Genomic DNA, 16217 nt, shown 5'->3' on the forward strand with positions numbered 1-16217 from the left:
GTGCTTCGTCGGGAGCGCTTGCTGGGGGGGGGGGGGGGGAGGAGGGGGGGGGGGGGGGGGGGGGGGGTTTTTGGGGGGAAAACCAGAAACGCCACTCACGACCACCCCGCGCCGACCACGCCACGTTTGCCTTACCCCTCAAAACTTCCATGGCGGCGGGAACCCCGCACGTTACCCTTACCCGCCGTTCTCGGTGGTGCCGCTGGGTGCGATTCTCGCTGTGTACCCAGTAGGTGTCCTGCTGCTGACCACCGGCGGTATCGACCTGTTGTTCCACCTCATGCTGCTGGTGCTCGACCGGCTGCGACAGGGCATGCCCTATCGGTACCTGATCGCCGCTATCGTCACCTTGTGCGCCGTTCGGCTCGAACCCGTCATTCGAACGTTGTTCTGGGGCCAGATCAACATCCTCCTGTTGTGACTGGTCGCTAACGACTGCCTGCACCGACATCCAAGACCGCCCAGGGGTGTCCTGGTCGGGGTCGCCGCCGCGCTCAAGGCGACCCCACTGGTGCTCCTCCCGATTTAAGCTCCTCGCCGGCGGAGCTGTGCCACCGAGGCGATCAAGCCGGGACTGTGGGCCCGTCTCACCGGGACTTCGGTCTCTCCTCCTGAACTCATCACTGGTCGAAGCTGGGAAGTGACCAGACGGGAGAGCGAAATGAAGATCCTCGTAGCGGCGGCCAGCCGCCACGGCGGGACCTGGGAGATCGCGAGGGAAATCGGCCGAGCCCTCGCGTCGGAGCTGCGGGGTCAGGCGACGGTGCGGGTGTCGAGGGCCGAGGACGTCACGTCGGTGGATGAGTTCGACGTCGTTCTGGTGGGCAGCGGTGTGTATCTGGGGCAATGGCTCGAGCAGGCGATAAACGTCGTCGGCGAGCACGCAGAAGTCCTCAGGACCAAGAACGTGTGGTTGTTCTCCAGCGGCCCGGTGGGAGCGCCGCTGAAGCCCGCGGCGGAACCGGATCCGGTGGACGTGGCTCGGCTGATGGTGGCGTCCGGGGCACGCGGGCACGTGGTGTTCCCGGGCCGGATCGACCGGAACCTGCTGCGGTTCGCCGAACGAGCGGTCGTGACGGCACTCCGGGTCAAGGACGGTGACTACCGGGATTGGCCGGCGGTGCGGGCTTGGGCGGGCGAAATCGCCGCCGCGGTGAAGCCTGCTCGGACAAAAGAGGTGAGTGGATATGCCGAGCGTGGCTGAAGGCGCGGTCGTAGTGGGGATCGACGGTTCGGGATCCGCCCGGCGGGCCGCGGTGTGGGCGGCGGCAGAGGCCGTCAAAAGGGGGAAGCGGCTCCGGCTGGTCCACGTGTACACGGTTCCTCCGGTGAGGATGCCCGGCGTGCTGCCGTCGGCCGAGGCGGTCCGGTCGGCGTTCGAGGCTCAAGGGGCGAGGTGGCTCGCCGAAGCCTGTGGCGCGGTGGCCGAGCGCTACCCGGATCTGATCGTCGAGTCCGCCGCGCGGGAATGGGCGCCGGTGGCCGCACTGGTCCAGGAATCGCGGACGGCGATCCTGATCGTGCTGGGTTCCCGCGGTCTCGGTGGCTTCACCGGTCTGCTGGTCGGTTCGACGGCGGTGGCGTTGGCGCGGCACGGGCATTGCCCGATCGTCGTCGCGAGGGGGAAGCACCCGGAAGACGTTCCACCGGAGACCGGCCCGGTCGTCGCGGGCACGGACGGTTCCGAGTCAAGCGAAGCGGCCTTGGCCTTCGCTTTCGACGAAGCGTCGCTCCGCGGCACGGATCTGATCGTGGTCAGGGTGTGGAACGAGTTCACCGACCACGAATCGGCCAGGGTGCACGCCTTGACGGTGGACCCGGACGCGATCGAGTCGGCGGAGCGACAAGCGTTGGACGAACAACTCGCGCCTTGGCGGGCCAAGTTCCCGGACCTGCGCGTGGAGACGGTGGTCGCCCGCGGCCGTCCGGTCCGCGCGCTGCTCGGATTCGGCGAACACGCCCAGTTGCTCGTCGTCGGGTCGCGAGGCCGCGGCGGCTTCCGGGGGATGTTGCTCGGCTCCACGAGCCAGGCACTCGTCGCGCACTCGGAATGCCCTGTGGCGGTCGTTCGTCCGGCTTTGACCGGACAGGAAACCGAGTGAGGAGCTCAGCATGCGAGCACGGGACTTGATGTCCGCTCCGGTCGTCACGGTGACGCCCGGGACCACCGCGAAACACGCTGCCGAGCTGTTGGCGGAAAAGGGATTCACCGCGTTGCCGGTGATCGACGAGGACGACCGGCTGATCGGCATCGTGACCGAGGCCGATCTGATCAGGAACCGGTTCCCGCACGACGTCCGTTCGGGCCCGGACCACGAGGCACGGCCGAGGCCGGGGCTGACCGTCGCTCAGGTGATGACGACACCGGCCACGGGGATGGGCACCGGCGCGGACGCCGCCGACGTCGGCAAGGCCCTGCTTGACGGACGGATCCGCGCGATGCCCATCGTGGACGGTTCGAAGGTGGTCGGAATCCTCACGCGAGGCGACTTCGTGCGTGCCTTCGCCCGTTCCGACGAGGCGATCGCGGCGGACGTCCGCCATCACCTGGCGATCTACGGCGGACCTGGCCGGTGGACGGTCGAAGTACGAGACGGCGTCGTGCGGGTGGGTGATGCCTACGACAGCGGCACCGACCGCCACGTGGCCAAATTGCTGGCCGAGGCGGTTCCCGGTGTGGTGGAAGCGAAAGTGGCCTATCAGGAGGACGAACGATGAACGCGGCGGACCGGAAGATCGTCGTCGGAGTGGACGGGACAGAGCCGGGAAGGGCGGCCGTACGGTGGGCCGCGGCCGTCGCCGAAGAACGACTGCTGAAGTTGCTCATCGTGCACGCTCTGCGCGTCGACAAGCTGGCCTACGGCGCCGGATTGGCGGGCCCCGCGCCCTGGTATGACGTGCTCGCCGAGGAAGGTCAGCGCGTTCTGGAGGAGGCTGCCGGACAAGCGCGTTCGGTGGCACCCGGTGTGGACGTGGACACGCGGATGCCGGCGGACTCTCCGGTGCCCACCTTGATCGACGCGTCGGAGTCGGCGGCGATGGTGGTCGTCGGCGGCACCGGGAAGGGCTTCTTCGGCGAGATGACGATCGGTTCGACGGCGTCGGCGGTCGTCGCCCACGCCCACTGTCCCGTGGTGGTCATGCGGGGCAGGAAGAACACCACCGCGTATCCGGCCGAGGGGCCGATCGTGGTCGGTATCGACGGCAGCCCGCTGAGCGAGCGCGCACTGGAGATCGCCTTCGAAGAGGCCGCGTGGCGGAAGGCCGACCTGGTCGTGGTCCACGCATGGCGGGACGTCACCTACGACGACGCCTACGGGATGGCACGGCTTGTCGTGCAGTGGGAGTCGATCGAGGACGAGGAACGCCGGCTGCTGGCGCAGCGGCTCGCAGGCTGGCAGGAGAAGTATCCGGACGTCAAGGTCGAGCGGGTGCTCGTCCAGGACCGGCCGCGGCACGCCCTGCTGGAGTGGAGTGCCAAGGCACAGCTGGTGGTCGTGGGCAGCCGGGGCCGGGGTGGATTCACCGGTCAGTTGCTGGGCTCGACCAGCCAAGCGCTCGCGCACCACGCGGAGTGCCCGGTGATGGTGGTCCGGCCGGAGAAGTCGCGATGACCGTTCTCGGTGCCCCCGCCGCGCTCGCGGTGCTGGCTCCTGCCGAGTTGTCCCAAGTGGACGCCCAGTGGCGGGCGGCGAACTATCTCGCCGCCTGCCAGATCTACCTGATGGACAATCCGCTGCTGGAATCGCCGCTGAAGCCCGAGCACGTGAAACCGCGTCTGCTCGGGCACTGGGGTACGTCTCCCGGACTGAATTTCGTCTACGCCCACCTGAACCGGGCCATCGTGCGGCGGAAGCTGAACGTCATGTTCGTGACCGGCCCCGGTCACGGTGGCCCGGCTCTGTACGCGAACACCTGGCTCGAAGGCAGCTACTCGGAGGCGTGGCCGGAGGTCCCCTACGACAAGAGCGGTCTGCGTACGCTGTTCCGGCAGTTCTCCTTCCCCGGTGGTGTGCCCAGTCATGTCGCGCCGCAGGTGCCGGGGTCGATTCACGAGGGCGGTGAGCTCGGCTACTCCCTCGCACACGCCTACGGCGCCGCGTTCGACAATCCGCACCTCGTCGTCGGCTGCGTCGTCGGCGACGGCGAGGCGGAAACCGGGCCACTGGCCACCAGCTGGCATTCGGGCAAGTTCCTCAATCCCGCCCGCGACGGTGCGGTGCTGCCGATCCTGCACCTGAACGGGTACAAGATCGCCAATCCCACCGTGCTCTCGCGGATCAGTGCCACTGAGCTCGATGAGCTGCTGCGCGGGTACGGGTATGCCCCGCACTACGTCGAGGGCGATGATCCGGCTGTCATGCACCAGACGATGGCCGCGGCGCTGGACGGCGCGCTCGACGAGATCGACGGAATCCAGGTGCGCGCCCGCTCCGCCGGCGTGTCGACGGGGCCGGCGCGCTGGCCGATGATCGTGCTGCGCAGCCCCAAGGGCTGGACAGGACCAGCCCTTGTGGATGGTAAACAGGTCGAAGGCACCTGGCGCTCGCATCAGGTCCCCGTCCCGAACGCGCGCGGGAACCCCGAGCATTTGCGGCAGCTGGAGGAATGGCTGCGTTCCTATCGGCCGGAGCTGCTCTTCGACGAGGACGGCAGGCCGACGTCCGAGGTCACCGGGCTGATCCCGCACGGCGATCTCCGGATGGGTTCGTCACCGCACTCCAACGGCGGTCTCGTGCTGCGGCCCTTGGAGCTTCCGGCGGTGCCACCGCACACGATCCCGCTCGTCCGGCCGGGAGGCGCTGTCGCCGAACCGACGCGCGTGCTCGGGCGCTGGTTGCGGGACGTGTTCGCGCTGAACCGGAAGGCGGCGAACTTCCGGCTGTTCGGCCCGGACGAGACCGCTTCCAACCGGCTCGACGCGGTGTTCGACGTGACGGCCAAGACCTGGCTGTGTGAGATCGAACCCGTCGACGAGCATCTCGCCGCCGACGGCCGGGTCATGGAGGTGCTCTCGGAGCACCTCTGTCAGGGCTGGCTCGAAGGCTACCTGCTCTCGGGCAGGCACGGGCTCTTCTCCTGCTACGAGGCGTTCGTGCATATCGTCGACTCGATGCTCAACCAGCACGTCAAGTGGCTCAAGGTGCATCGGGAGATCCCGTGGCGGCGGCCGGTCGCGTCGCTGACGTATCTGTTGACCTCGCACGTCTGGCGGCAGGACCACAACGGGTTCTCCCACCAGGATCCGGGTTTCGTCGACCACGTCGCCAACAAGAGCCCTGAAGTCGTCCGCGTCTACCTGCCGCCGGACGCGAACACCCTGCTGTGGGTCGCGGACCACTGCCTGCGCAGCAGGGACTACGTCAACGTGATCGTCGCGGGGAAGAACGACAGCCCCGTCTGGCTCGACGGCGAAGAGGCCGCAGTGCACTGCGCGCGCGGCGCCGGGATCTGGGAGTGGGCGAGCACCCATCCGGATTCCGAACCCGACGTGGTGCTCGCCTGCGCCGGTGACGCACCGACGGTCGAGGTGCTCGCGGCGGCCAAGCTGCTGCGGGAGTACCTGCCCGAACTCGCGGTCCGGGTGGTGAACGTGGTCGACCTCATGCGCCTCCAGCCCGCCGCGGAGCACCCGCACGGCATGGCCGACCGCGAGTTCGACGCGCTGTTCACCACCGACCGCCCGGTGATCTTCGCCTATCACGGCTACCCCTGGTTGATCCACCGGCTGGCCTACCGGCGCGCAAACCACGACGACATGCACGTGCGCGGGTACATCGAGCATGGAACCACGACCACCCCGTTCGACATGCTGGTGCGCAACAACATGGACCGCTTCCAGCTCGTGACCGACGTGATCGACCGGGTGCCCGGACTGGTCGCCCGTGCCGGCGCCGTCCGGCAGCGGATGACGGACGCGCGTGAACGGCACCACAGGTGGATCGTCGAACACGGTGAAGATCTGCCCGAAGTCCGTGACTGGACCTGGGAGTCCTGACTGCCGCCGCGCATCTCCCTGGATACCCAACAAGGAAAGGAAGTACGGATATGACAACTCTCGTACCCAATCCCCGGCTGACCCTGCCCAGTATCGCGGCCTGGCTGGAGAATCCGTGGCCGTTCGCCGAACACAACCCGGTGCGTATCGAAGAGTCCGTCGAGGACGGCAAGTACCTCGTCCGAGCCGAGCTTCCCGGATTCGACCCGGAGAAGAACATCTCGGTCACCGCGCACGAGGGGCAGTTGACGATCAGCGCCGAGCGCGAGGCGAGGACCGCGGAGCACGGCCGCAGTGAGTTCTACTACGGCAAGTTCAGCCGGACCGTCTCCCTGCCCTCCGGTGCGACGACGGCGAAGATCACCGCGGCTTACAAGGACGGAATCCTCGAAGTCTCCATGCCGGTCGAGGACAAGCCGCACGAGAAACAGGTCAAGATCAAGGTCGGCAAGGGCTGACCATCCCGGCCGGGCGGGCGCGCGACCCCCAGGGCGCGCCCGCCCGGCGACCTGGTACCCGAAGGAGTCTTCATGCGTGTCCTGACCTTGAATCCCGGCTCTTCGAGCCTGAAATCGTCCTCGGTCGTAGACGGCACGCCGGTCGGGTGGGCCGCCATGAGCCTGGACGACGACGCCCATGACGCCGCGCGACATGCTCTCGACCGGTGGTCCACAGTGGACGCCGTGGCCATCAGGTTCGTGCACGGGGGTTCCAGGACCGGTCCGGTCCGGCTCACCCCGGACGTCGTGGACGCGCTCGAAAAGCTCATCCCGTTCGCACCTCTTCACCAGCCACAGGCCGTCCGCCTCGCACGGGAGGTGTTCCGATCGCGTCCCGGCCTGCCGGCGATCGCGTCGTTCGACACGGCCTTCCACTCCCACCTCCCCGAAGAAGCGTCGAGGTACGCGCTACCAAGGGAATGGACCACTCAAGGGCGCTTGCGGCGCTACGGTTTCCACGGCCTTTCGTGCCGTCACGCGGCGCGCCGTGTGATGGAACTCCTCGGTGCCGAGGAGCCGCGGCTCCTGTGCTGCCACCTCGGTGCCGGCGTCTCGGTGACCGCGATCCGCGGTGACCGGAGCATGGACACGAGTATGGGCTTCACTCCGTTGGAAGGGCCTGCCATGGCGACGAGGTCCGGCTCGGTGGATCCGGGGCTGGTGCTGCACGTCATGCGAACGGCGCCGATGTCGATCGAAGCGATGGAGGACGCGCTGTATCACCGTTCCGGTCTCGCCGGGATGAGCGGGACGAACGGGGACCTTCGCGCCGTCCTGGCCCGCGAAGCGGCCGGGGATCCCGACGCGGTGTCGGCTGTCGCCGTTTACCTGCACCGGATCCGCCGGGAGATCGGCGCGATGGCGGCGAGCCTCGACCGGATCGACGCCGTCGTGTTCACCGGCGGGGTCACCGAGCATCAGCCGGAGCTGATCGCGCGACTGGCCGGGAGGCTGGGCGTCTTCGGGATCTCTGTCGATCCGGCGCGGTGCCTCGGGGACGGTGACCGGGTGATCGGCCCGGATGACGCGCCGGTGACCGTCTTCGCCATGGGAACAGGCGAGGAGGTCGAACTGGCACGGGATGCCGAGGCGGTTCTCTCGGTGGAACACGTATAGGGGTGTGCCGAGTCCGTGAAGGCCTCCTTGAGGACCCAAAGTCCCTCAAGGAGGCCTTCACGGACCACCCGAAGATCAGGAAGCTGCCGGGCTGAACCGATGAACCGCCTTCGTCGACACCAGCACGACGGGGCACGTCGCGTGCTTGACGCAGGCCGTGGACACACTGCCGAAGACGAGCCTGCCGACCGCGCTCTTCGTGCCCGTGCCCAGCACGAGCAGGTCTGCATCGCGCGCCGCCGCGAGTAGTTCCGACGTCGGATTGCCTTGCCTCAGCGAGGTTTTCATTTCGACGTCCGCATGAAGCTCGCGCTGGATCCGTGCGACCGCGTCGTCGAGCGAGTAGTTCTTCCTTACCGGAACCCTGCCGTGTGGCTGGAGTGCGAAGGACGTGCCGGGAAGGAGCTCTTCCCGTGGCAGGACCATCAGGACCTCCACCTTGTCACCGACGGTGGCAGCTTCTGCGATGGCCCACCGGATCGCTTCCTCGCTCTCGGCCGAGCCGTCGGCGCCCACGAGCAGGTGGCGGGTGTTGTCCGGATTGGTGTTCATGGCTCATTCCTTTGCGCGGATTGCCCGGCACGGAGGAGGTCCTGCCAGGTGATGACGCCGATCACGCGGCCGTGGTCGAGGACCGGGACGGATCGGAGCCGGTGCTCCAGCATCTTCGCGGTCAGGTCGGTCAGGTCGCTGTCGGGATGGGCACCGGCCGCCGGGCGCCGCATCAGCGCGCTCACCTTGGTGTGCCCGCTGAGCATGACGCCGCTGTCCGGGTCGCCGTCGGGAAGGTAACGCGCCCGGAGCAGGTCCTCTTCGACCAGCACACCGAGCAGTTCGCCGGTGTCGCCGACGACCGGAAGCGAGGTGATTCCCTTGCCGGTCAGCACTGCGATCGCTTCGCCGATCGTGGCGGCGGGCGTCACCGCGACGACCGGGGTGGTCATGACATCACGTACTCGCATGAAGTCAGTCTCGATCCGCCGGGTGTGCCGGGAATACGGCTGGAGGTCCCGGCCTGGCGGGACCGTCGCCTCTCTTGCCGGGCGGTGTCGCCGAGTGATGGTGGCGGCACATTCCCGGCGATCAGCAGCGGAGGAGGTCCAGGTCATGAACACGTCGTCTCGCTGGTCGCGAGCCTGGAACATGGTCCATCCGGGGCGAAACCCGCTCGCTCGCCGCGAAGATCGCATGGAAGCGTTCATGGTGCTTCTCGCGATCGCCCTCGTGGTCCTCGCCCTGCCGGTCGCCGCGGCGGTGGCTTCCGGTGTCTTCGCGCCCGCGCCGAACAGGCTGCGACCGAGCAGGCCACCAGATATCGCGTGGAAGCGACCTTGCTCGAAGACGGCGTGCCCCTCGGCATCACGGGCCGGTCGGGTGTCGTCGAAGACACCTCGCTCGTTGAGGCGACGTGGGTCACTCGTGACGGAGACAGCCGAGTCGGCGAGGTCCAGGCGACGCGGGGCAGCCGAGCCGGCGCGAAGGTCCCGGTCTGGCTCGACGAGCCGGGGTACCCGGTCGCCGCACCTCTCACCGTTCTCGACGCCCGCCTCCTCGGTGCCGGGACAGAGGAATGGCGCGAGTTCGCGTCGCACTAGCGGTGCCGAAGGTCCCGGCACACCGGGCCCACGGCCACTGCCGTCCTCGTCCGCCACGCGAGACGCTGAGATCGAAAGGCAGGTGCAGCAGGATGGTCCTCACTCGTTCGTCGGTCGTCGCGGACGCGCTGCGCGCCGCGGTGCGCGCGCCGTCACCGCACAACTCCCAGCCGTGGATCTTCGAGCTGGCGCCGGACACGATCGACGTCGTGCTCGACGAAAGCCGGATTCTCGGCGTCTGTGATCCGGAAGCGCGTGAGGCACGGCTGGCCTGTGGCGCGGCGTTGCTGAACCTGCGGCTCGCCATCGCCGCCGCAGGCCGAGTCAGCGAAGTCGAGCTGGCGCCTGAACGGGAGAGGTCCTCCTTGCTGGCACGAGTGACACTCGGCCCCCGTCACCGTCCCACGGTGATCGAGCGACGTCTTGCCGCGGCGATTCCCCGGCGGTACAGCAACCGCCGCCCCTTCACGGACGAGCCGGTGCCACTCCACGTGCGGACCGCCGCGTGCGAGGCGGCTCGTGAGGAGGGGGCACGGCTGGTCCTGCTCGACGAAGCCGGTCTGCTGGAGGCGACCGCGGGACTCATCCGCCGAGCCGACCACGTTCAAGTCCTGGACGCGTCCTTCCAACGAGAACTCCGGGAATGGACCAGGCAAACCGCCGAGGACGACGGTGTTCCCACCTACGCGGGCGGGCCTCGTTCAGCGGGCGGGCTGCTCCCGGGACGGTACGTCAACGAGGGCGGTGTTCCTCGCGTCTTCGAGCAGGACCCGCTGGTAGCGGTGCTGACCATGCCGAACGACGCTCCGATCTCTCAGGTCCGCGCGGGGTGCGCGATGCAGCGGGTCCTGCTCACCGCCACGGACGCCGGACTGAGCGCTTCGTTCTATTCGCAGCCGATCGAGATCAGCGCCGTACGCGCGGCACTGCGCGACCTGCTCGGTGGCACCTTCCATCCCCAGACCGTCTTCAGGCTCGGTTACGGCTATCCGGGCGTGAAGACGCCACGTCGCCCGATCGAAGAGGTCGCCCGCGACAGGAACGCGGGGGAGCGGCCATGACGACGTTCACCGGGATCCCCGCGCATGTCTGGTCGACGGAGGAGAAGCGGATCCTCGTGGCGGCCGCACGACAGGTCCCGAGGCGATGGATCGACGATGTCTGGACGCTGTCGGTTCATGAGGACTCGCTCGACTTGTACGAACGTCTCGCGAACAACCACTGGGTGCGGGACCGGGGTGGGCGTGCGCGACTGATCGTCTGCGGGGCGGTAGTGGCGAATCTCGATTGTGCGATCAGGATGCTGGGCTGGGCGCCGCACATCGACCTGGCTTGTGACGTCGTCGCCTCGGATCGGGTCGCCAGGCTCGCCTCGCGGCGTCGCCTCCGCCCCGCGGCGGCTGATTTCGCGCGGTTCGCCGCCCTGTCCGGGCGCCGGACCAAGCCGACTCCGTCCTCGGTGGCGACGTGGGGGCGAGAGGTCGCCGAGGCGAACGAGAGCGAGGGTATCCGGGTGCGGGTGCTCAAGCCGTCTCACGTCCGTGAGCTGCCCAAGATAGGCGGGCAGATCACCAGGAAGGCGACTCCGGAAGCCTCCTGGATCGCGTTCCTGGTCGCCACCGTGACGGAAACCCGGCAACAGCTCGTCAGGGCTGGTGCGGTCGCACAGCGGTTGTTGCTCGCGTCCACCGAGTACGGCTTGGAGGCCACCGCGTTCACCGAGCCTTTCGACGCCCCCGCCATCCGCGGGGCGCTTGCCGGCATCGACGGTGTTCCCGGATTCCCTCAGGCGGTCGTCGTGGTCGAAGAACCTCGGAAAACACCGGCACAGAAGGGAAGAACACCATGACGGACAGTGCGACGGAGAACCGGATCGTCGTCGGCATGGACGGTTCGGCGGGTTCTGCCGCGGCGGTGCGCTGGGCGGCCGACGAAGCGGTCAGGCAGGGCGCCGCCTTGCAGGTGGTCAACGTGTGGGTCCACGACGAGATGTTGGACGACGCGTCGGCCAATCGGACCGTGGCGGAGGCGAGAGACGTCCATTTGAAGGCGCTGGAAGCCGCGACCGCCAAAGTCCTCGACGCCCACGAAGGGCTCCACATCACCTACGACGTTCCCCAGGGTGACCCTGGCGAAGCGCTGGTCGAGCGTTCGAAGGGGGCCGCGCTCCTAGTGCTGGGCAGCCACGGCACGGGCAAGATTCGTGAACTGCTGGTCGGCTCGGTGTGCAAGACGGCACTGCGGCACGCGACGTGTCCGGTGGTGGTGATCCCGCCGCCCGCCTCGGCCCCGGAAGGCAGGCTCGGCCGGCTGCTGACCTCTGTTTCGTACGAGCCCGGTCCGATCCTCTGAGCGAACCAGGACACAGGAGACAGCCATGAAAGCGCGGCCCGAAATCGTCACCGTGATCACGCGGCGAAATCCGCTCATCCGCTGGTCCGACCGGCTCGAAGCCGCGCTGATGATCGGCGCGGTCCTGCTGGCACTGCTGGCGATCCCGTTCGCCGCGGCCGCCGGATCCGGGGCCTACGCCGAAGGGCGGGAGCGCGCGGTGGAACAGGCGGCGAACCGTCAGGAGACGACCGCGGTGCTACTCGCCGACGCTCCACCCGTCCACGTGCGCCTTGACGGCGTGCCGCTTGACGAGAAGGTCGAGGTCGCCGCCCGTTGGACAGGGCCAGGTGGCCTGATTCGTGAAGGCGTGGTGACCGTCGATGCCGGGATGGTGACCGGGAACGAGGTGCGGATCTGGCTCGACGCGCTCGGGCATCCCGTCGAGGCGCCGGTCACCGACACCGATGCCCTGAGTCAGGGCATCGGTGTCGGCACGGGGCTGTGGCTGGGCTGGCTCACTCTGGTCGCGACGGTCTTCCTGGCGTGCCGGGCGGCGCTCGGGCGCAGCCGCGCCGCCGAGTGGGCGCGCGAATGGCAACGGATTGCCCAGAACCGACCCGCGGCCTGAAGGAGAAAGATGAGAATCCTGCTGACGGAAGCCACATTCGACGAGTCTCGTGAGATCGCGGTCGCGTTGCGGGACCTGGGTTGCCGGGTCAGCCCCTGCCATGTCCGATCCGGAGTGTGCCGAGAGCTCGCACCCGGCGGGACCTGTCCGCTGGACGAAGAGGACCGGCCGGAACTCGCCGTCGACGTCCGCGGTACCGAGCCCGGTTTGACCGCACGCGAATTCGGTGTGGTGTGCGCGCTCCGGAAGAGGGTTCCGGTCGTGATGACCACGGCAGGGGACACGGGTGGCCCCGTCGTCCCACCGGGTTTCGAACACCGTGTCACGGCTTGTCCGCCGGAAGACCTCTTCGAAGCGTGCAGGGGCTTCCTGCGCACACGTGCTTGACCGAGAACGATCACAAGGAGGCTCCGATGCGTGCTTCGGAGATCATGACCAGCCCGGCGGTGGCGACCACACCCGCGACCCCCCTTCGCGAGGCGGTGGCAGTGCTGGCCGAGAAGGGATTCGCCGGCCTTCCGGTCGTCGATCACGAAGGCCGGGTACTGGGGACGTTCACCGAATTCGACGCGCTGCGGGGAATCCGTGCGGGCGGTGACGGGATCACGGTCGGCGCGTTGATGTCCACGCCGGTGGAGGTTGTCTCGCCATCCACCGACATCACGGAGATCGGCAGGCGGATGCTGGCCGACCGGCTGCGTTGCCTGCCGGTCGTCGAGGAGGGTGTCCTGATCGGTGTGGTGAGCAGGCGTGATCTGCTCCGCCCACTCGTCCGGCCCGACGACGTGATCGCCGCACAGGTACACGGCCTGATCAGTGACTACGCCGGACATCGTCCGAAGTGGACTGTCGAGGTCGACGGCGGCTACGTGAACATCGCCGGCGAGTTCCGGGACGAAGCCGAACGGCGGGTGCTCGACGCGCTCGCCCGGACGGTGCCGGGAGTGGTCGCCGTCGTACTGGTCACCGGGAATCCGGCGGCGACATGACGGCCGGGACGAGCGCCTTGCTGGCGGACGGCGACATGGTCACCGTCCGCCGGTTGCGTGCGGAGGACTTCGACGCTGTCTTGAACCTGCATCAGCGGTTGGACGAGCGTGACCGCTATCTGCGTTTCTTCACCGCCCATCCGGGGAGGCTGGATCTGCTGAGCCGGTTGGCGATCGAAGGCACGGGTATCGGAGCATTCCGAGGGGACGACCTCATCGGGATCGCTCACTACCGCCCATCGTCTGGGGACGACGCGGCCGAAGTCGCCCTGGTCGTCGACCGTGCGGTCCAGGCACACGGGGTCGGCACTCTGTTGCTCGAACATCTCGTGTCCTTGGCCTTGGCGCAGGGTATCCACCGTTTCATCGCGCTGGTGCTCGCGGAGAACAGCCGGATGATCAAGGTGTTCTCCGACCTCGGCCTCCCGTACGTCATCGGAAGGGGAGGGCCGGAGCTCGACGTCGAGATCGAACTCGGCGAGCCGAACAGATACCTCGAGCGAATCGAGGAACGGGAACGGCTCGCCGACGTGGCGAGTCTCCGTACGGTGCTCGCCCCGGCCTCGGTGGCCGTCGTGGGGACGGGCAGGCGGGACGACTCGGTGGGGAGGGCGATCCTGCGGAACCTTCTCGACGCCGGCTATACCGGCGTCGCGCACGCGGTGAACCCGAACGCCACGGAGATCCTCGGCGTCCCCTGCGCGCCTTCGGTGTCCTCTTTGGACGACTCAGTCGAGCTGGCGGTGATCTGCGTACCCGCGGAATCCGTTCCCGGCGTCGTCGAAGACTGCGGACGGGCAGGAGTGCGCTCGATAGTGCTCGTCACGGCGGGGCTGACCGCGACGCCCCTGGAGCATCGTGTCCGTGAACTCGTCGCCAGGTACGGGATCCGGCTGGTCGGCCCCAACTGCTTCGGCGTGGTCAACAGCGCTCCGGCGACCCGTCTCGACACGACCTTCGCCCGCCACGCCGCCCGGCGAGGCCGGATCGGGGTGGTGACGCAGTCCGGCGGTTTCGGGATCGCGCTGATGGACGCGCTCGCCGGGTTGGGGCTCGGTCTGTCCACATTGGTGTCCACCGGTGACAAGTACGACGTGAGTGGCAACGATCTCCTGCGGTGGTGGCGCCGAGACGGGGAGACCGACATCGCCGTGCTGTACCTGGAGTCCTTCGGCAACCCGCGAAAGTTCAGCAGGCTGGCCCGCGCTCTCGCGAGGGAGAAGCCCGTTGTGGCCATTCGCGGGGCCTCCGCCCCGGCGGCACAGCGGGCCGCGGCCGCGCACACGGCCGCACGAGCGGTCCCGGCCGCGACCAAACTGGCGTTGTTCGGCCAGGCGGGTGTCCTCGTCGTCGACACGGTGACCGAGGTCCTCGGCCTGCTCGCCGCGCTCTCGTGGCAGCCGCTGCCATCGGGCTCACGGGTGGTGGTCGTGAGCAACGCCGGGGGCGCCGCGGTTCTGGGGGCGGAGGCCTGCGTCCGCAACGGTCTGGTCCTGCCCGAGCTGAGCCGGAAGACCCAGGACACACTCCGGCGGCTGTTGCCCGAGCACGCGAGCGTGGGCAACCCGCTGGACACGAGTGCCGCCGTCACGGCCGACACCTTCGCATCGTGCGTCACCGAGGTCCTGGCCGACGAAGGTGTGGACGCGGTGATCGCCGCCGGCGTGCCCACCGGTGTCGGCGATCCGCTGGCCGGGCTGGTCGCGGGGCCGGAGAGCAAGACCGTTCTCGCCGTGCGGCTCGGCCAGCTGGAGTCGGTCGCCCCTCACCGCGGGATTCCTTGCTACGCCGATGTCGAGGAGGCCGCGGCCGTCCTGGCGAAGCTGTCCGAACGAACCCGCTGGCTCGAGGCAGGGGAGGGCGGCCTGCCCGATCTCTCCGGTATCGATCTCGCGACGGCGACCCGGTTGGTGGGCGCGTACCTCTCCGCGCATCCGAGCGGTGGCTGGTTGTCCCGGAAGGACAGTGAGGACCTGCTCGGCTGTTTCGGGATCCGGGTGACCCGGCGTCGATTCGGTGATCGTGAGCTGCTGGTACGCGGCCAGTCCGACGACGTGTTCGGTCCGGTCGTCGTCCTGGGGCTCGGCGGTATCGATGGAGCCTTGCTGGACGACGGATCGACCGGCCTGGGGCCGCTCAGCACCGACGACGCCGAAGCGCTCATCGACAGCCTGCGCGCGAGCAAGGCGCTGTTCGGCGGGAACAGCGCTCTGGACCGATCCGCGCTCGTGGAGTTGCTCCTGCGAACGGACCGGATCATGGAGCTGGTGCCGGAGGTCGTCGACGTCGACCTCGACCCGGTCTTCGTGTCGGCGGAAGGGGCCACCGCGGGCGCCGTCCGGGTGCTTGTCCGGCCGCGGCCATGGGCCGATCACTACCTTCGCCGGCTGTGAGAAGGACGAAGTCCCGGCACCGGGAAACGGTGCCGGGACTTCGGTGTCCGGACGGTCATCGGAGCCAAGGATTCCGGTCCACGAAGGACAACCGAGTCCAGCGCTTTCCGAGCCCCCAGGTGTTTCCGGCGGCGGTCGTGGCGAGCGCGATGAGCACGAGGGCGTAGATCACGTGGTACTCGATGATCGGGTTCGTCGACATGGTCGGCTCACCCGCGCCGTTCGTCCGGGCGAGCGGCCATTCGGCGACCCACATCAGCAGCATCATCACGGTGCCGGTGATGGCGGAGATCCGCATCCCTACCCCCAGGGTGACGGCGAGACCGATGCCGAGCAGGCCCGCCATGAACAACCAGTCCGCCCACCAGGTTCCGCCCCAGGAGCGCAGGGTTTCGGCGAACGGGCCGACGTCCACCCGGCTCAAGAACCCCTTCGTCGGCGAGCCGCCCTTGATCCAGGCGTTGCCGGAAGCGGTGGCGTAACCGAGACCGAAGGTCTTGTCGACGAACGCCCACAGGAACAGCAGACCGGTGGCGACACGGAGCACGGCGAGGCTTATTGCACCGGCCGAACGTTCGGAATGGACTTCCTGATGCTGGACGGGGACACTGCGCCGGTGTCCGCTTTCGGCGGTGGCCATGGAATTCTCCTCTGGTTGGCAAAT

The 16217-nt window shown here is 68.4% G+C and carries 19 protein-coding genes; 16 read left to right on the top strand and 3 right to left on the bottom strand.

The window, feature by feature from the left end; genetic code table 11:
* The first annotated feature begins 70 nt into the window (after positions 1-70).
* From AC069H_RS19290 to AC069H_RS19325, 8 genes are all read left to right on the top strand, one after another.
* Positions 71-421 carry a glycosyltransferase 87 family protein gene (locus AC069H_RS19290; protein WP_478233266.1) on the top strand — a complete coding sequence of 117 codons (351 nt, stop codon included), beginning with the start codon at positions 71-73 and terminating at the stop codon, positions 419-421.
* Positions 422-661: 240 nt separating this feature from the next.
* A complete protein-coding gene (locus tag AC069H_RS19295) occupies positions 662-1204 on the top strand; it encodes a flavodoxin domain-containing protein (RefSeq protein ID WP_478233267.1) in 543 nt (180 codons plus the stop codon).
* The gene (locus AC069H_RS19300) at positions 1188-2102 is read left to right on the top strand and encodes a universal stress protein (protein WP_478233268.1); all 915 of its coding nucleotides are present in this window, start codon (positions 1188-1190) and stop codon (positions 2100-2102) included. Before AC069H_RS19295 ends, AC069H_RS19300 begins: the two co-directional genes overlap by 17 nt.
* A 10-nt stretch (positions 2103-2112) precedes the next feature.
* Positions 2113-2718 (top strand): CBS domain-containing protein, encoded by a 606-nt coding sequence (locus AC069H_RS19305; RefSeq protein WP_478224589.1) that lies wholly within the window; start codon positions 2113-2115, stop codon positions 2716-2718.
* Positions 2715-3614, top strand: coding sequence for a universal stress protein (locus AC069H_RS19310; RefSeq protein ID WP_478233269.1), 900 nt, complete (start codon positions 2715-2717; stop codon positions 3612-3614). Before AC069H_RS19305 ends, AC069H_RS19310 begins: the two co-directional genes overlap by 4 nt.
* Entirely contained in the window at positions 3611-5998 is a 2388-nt protein-coding gene (locus AC069H_RS19315; protein WP_478233270.1) for a phosphoketolase family protein, read from the top strand. The genes AC069H_RS19310 and AC069H_RS19315 overlap by 4 nt, the downstream gene beginning before the upstream one ends.
* 50 nt (positions 5999-6048) lie before the next feature.
* Positions 6049-6456: an Hsp20/alpha crystallin family protein gene (locus tag AC069H_RS19320; protein ID WP_478233271.1), complete on the top strand. Its 408-nt coding sequence runs from the start codon at positions 6049-6051 to the stop codon at positions 6454-6456.
* 72 nt (positions 6457-6528) lie between these two features.
* On the top strand, positions 6529-7614 hold the full coding sequence (locus AC069H_RS19325) for an acetate/propionate family kinase (RefSeq protein WP_478233272.1): 1086 nt from the start codon (positions 6529-6531) through the stop codon (positions 7612-7614).
* A 75-nt stretch (positions 7615-7689) separates the two neighbouring features.
* Here AC069H_RS19325 and AC069H_RS19330 read toward each other — a convergent pair whose 3' ends face one another.
* Positions 7690-8166, bottom strand: coding sequence for a universal stress protein (locus AC069H_RS19330; RefSeq protein WP_478233273.1), 477 nt, complete (start codon positions 8164-8166; stop codon positions 7690-7692).
* The gene (locus AC069H_RS19335; protein WP_478233274.1) at positions 8163-8576 is read right to left on the bottom strand and encodes a CBS domain-containing protein; all 414 of its coding nucleotides are present in this window, start codon (positions 8574-8576) and stop codon (positions 8163-8165) included. Before AC069H_RS19335 ends, AC069H_RS19330 begins: the two co-directional genes overlap by 4 nt.
* Positions 8577-8933: 357 nt before the next feature.
* Between AC069H_RS19335 and AC069H_RS19340 the strand changes: the two genes are divergently transcribed.
* The 8 genes from AC069H_RS19340 (at position 8934) to AC069H_RS19375 (ending at position 15553) form a co-directional block, all read left to right on the top strand.
* Positions 8934-9209, top strand: coding sequence for a hypothetical protein (locus AC069H_RS19340; RefSeq protein ID WP_478233275.1), 276 nt, complete (start codon positions 8934-8936; stop codon positions 9207-9209).
* A gap of 92 nt (positions 9210-9301) precedes the next feature.
* Positions 9302-10270: an Acg family FMN-binding oxidoreductase gene (locus AC069H_RS19345; protein WP_478233276.1), complete on the top strand. Its 969-nt coding sequence runs from the start codon at positions 9302-9304 to the stop codon at positions 10268-10270.
* Positions 10267-11058: a hypothetical protein gene (locus AC069H_RS19350; protein WP_478233277.1), complete on the top strand. Its 792-nt coding sequence runs from the start codon at positions 10267-10269 to the stop codon at positions 11056-11058. The genes AC069H_RS19345 and AC069H_RS19350 overlap by 4 nt, the downstream gene beginning before the upstream one ends.
* Entirely contained in the window at positions 11055-11561 is a 507-nt protein-coding gene (locus tag AC069H_RS19355; RefSeq protein WP_478224579.1) for a universal stress protein, read from the top strand. Before AC069H_RS19350 ends, AC069H_RS19355 begins: the two co-directional genes overlap by 4 nt.
* A gap of 25 nt (positions 11562-11586) precedes the next feature.
* Complete coding sequence (locus AC069H_RS19360; protein WP_478233278.1) at positions 11587-12171, top strand: Rv1733c family protein; 585 nt, start codon at positions 11587-11589, stop codon at positions 12169-12171.
* A gap of 9 nt (positions 12172-12180) precedes the next feature.
* Positions 12181-12558, top strand: a complete 378-nt coding sequence (locus tag AC069H_RS19365; RefSeq protein WP_478224576.1) for a hypothetical protein — start codon at positions 12181-12183, stop codon at positions 12556-12558.
* 26 nt (positions 12559-12584) lie between these two features.
* A complete protein-coding gene (locus tag AC069H_RS19370; protein WP_478233279.1) occupies positions 12585-13160 on the top strand; it encodes a CBS domain-containing protein in 576 nt (191 codons plus the stop codon).
* Entirely contained in the window at positions 13157-15553 is a 2397-nt protein-coding gene (locus tag AC069H_RS19375) for a bifunctional acetate--CoA ligase family protein/GNAT family N-acetyltransferase (protein ID WP_478233280.1), read from the top strand. The genes AC069H_RS19370 and AC069H_RS19375 overlap by 4 nt, the downstream gene beginning before the upstream one ends.
* A 55-nt stretch (positions 15554-15608) precedes the next feature.
* On the opposite strand, the gene AC069H_RS19380 is transcribed toward AC069H_RS19375, so the two are convergent.
* Positions 15609-16193, bottom strand: a complete 585-nt coding sequence (locus AC069H_RS19380) for a hypothetical protein (protein ID WP_478233281.1) — start codon at positions 16191-16193, stop codon at positions 15609-15611.
* Between the last annotated feature and the right edge of the window lie 24 nt (positions 16194-16217).

It is taken from the genome of Amycolatopsis sp. NPDC043887 (genome assembly GCF_056435665.1).

Coding starts and splice junctions, on each gene's coding strand:
- AC069H_RS19295 (WP_478233267.1), top strand. CDS start 662: ATGAAGATCCTCGTAGCGGCGGCCAGCCGCCACGGCGGGACCTGGGAG.
- AC069H_RS19300 (WP_478233268.1), top strand. CDS start 1,188: ATGCCGAGCGTGGCTGAAGGCGCGGTCGTAGTGGGGATCGACGGTTCG.
- AC069H_RS19305 (WP_478224589.1), top strand. CDS start 2,113: ATGCGAGCACGGGACTTGATGTCCGCTCCGGTCGTCACGGTGACGCCC.
- AC069H_RS19310 (WP_478233269.1), top strand. CDS start 2,715: ATGAACGCGGCGGACCGGAAGATCGTCGTCGGAGTGGACGGGACAGAG.
- AC069H_RS19315 (WP_478233270.1), top strand. CDS start 3,611: ATGACCGTTCTCGGTGCCCCCGCCGCGCTCGCGGTGCTGGCTCCTGCC.
- AC069H_RS19320 (WP_478233271.1), top strand. CDS start 6,049: ATGACAACTCTCGTACCCAATCCCCGGCTGACCCTGCCCAGTATCGCG.
- AC069H_RS19325 (WP_478233272.1), top strand. CDS start 6,529: ATGCGTGTCCTGACCTTGAATCCCGGCTCTTCGAGCCTGAAATCGTCC.
- AC069H_RS19330 (WP_478233273.1), bottom strand. CDS start 8,166: ATGAACACCAATCCGGACAACACCCGCCACCTGCTCGTGGGCGCCGAC.
- AC069H_RS19335 (WP_478233274.1), bottom strand. CDS start 8,576: ATGCGAGTACGTGATGTCATGACCACCCCGGTCGTCGCGGTGACGCCC.
- AC069H_RS19345 (WP_478233276.1), top strand. CDS start 9,302: ATGGTCCTCACTCGTTCGTCGGTCGTCGCGGACGCGCTGCGCGCCGCG.
- AC069H_RS19350 (WP_478233277.1), top strand. CDS start 10,267: ATGACGACGTTCACCGGGATCCCCGCGCATGTCTGGTCGACGGAGGAG.
- AC069H_RS19355 (WP_478224579.1), top strand. CDS start 11,055: ATGACGGACAGTGCGACGGAGAACCGGATCGTCGTCGGCATGGACGGT.
- AC069H_RS19360 (WP_478233278.1), top strand. CDS start 11,587: ATGAAAGCGCGGCCCGAAATCGTCACCGTGATCACGCGGCGAAATCCG.
- AC069H_RS19365 (WP_478224576.1), top strand. CDS start 12,181: ATGAGAATCCTGCTGACGGAAGCCACATTCGACGAGTCTCGTGAGATC.
- AC069H_RS19370 (WP_478233279.1), top strand. CDS start 12,585: ATGCGTGCTTCGGAGATCATGACCAGCCCGGCGGTGGCGACCACACCC.
- AC069H_RS19375 (WP_478233280.1), top strand. CDS start 13,157: ATGACGGCCGGGACGAGCGCCTTGCTGGCGGACGGCGACATGGTCACC.
- AC069H_RS19380 (WP_478233281.1), bottom strand. CDS start 16,193: ATGGCCACCGCCGAAAGCGGACACCGGCGCAGTGTCCCCGTCCAGCAT.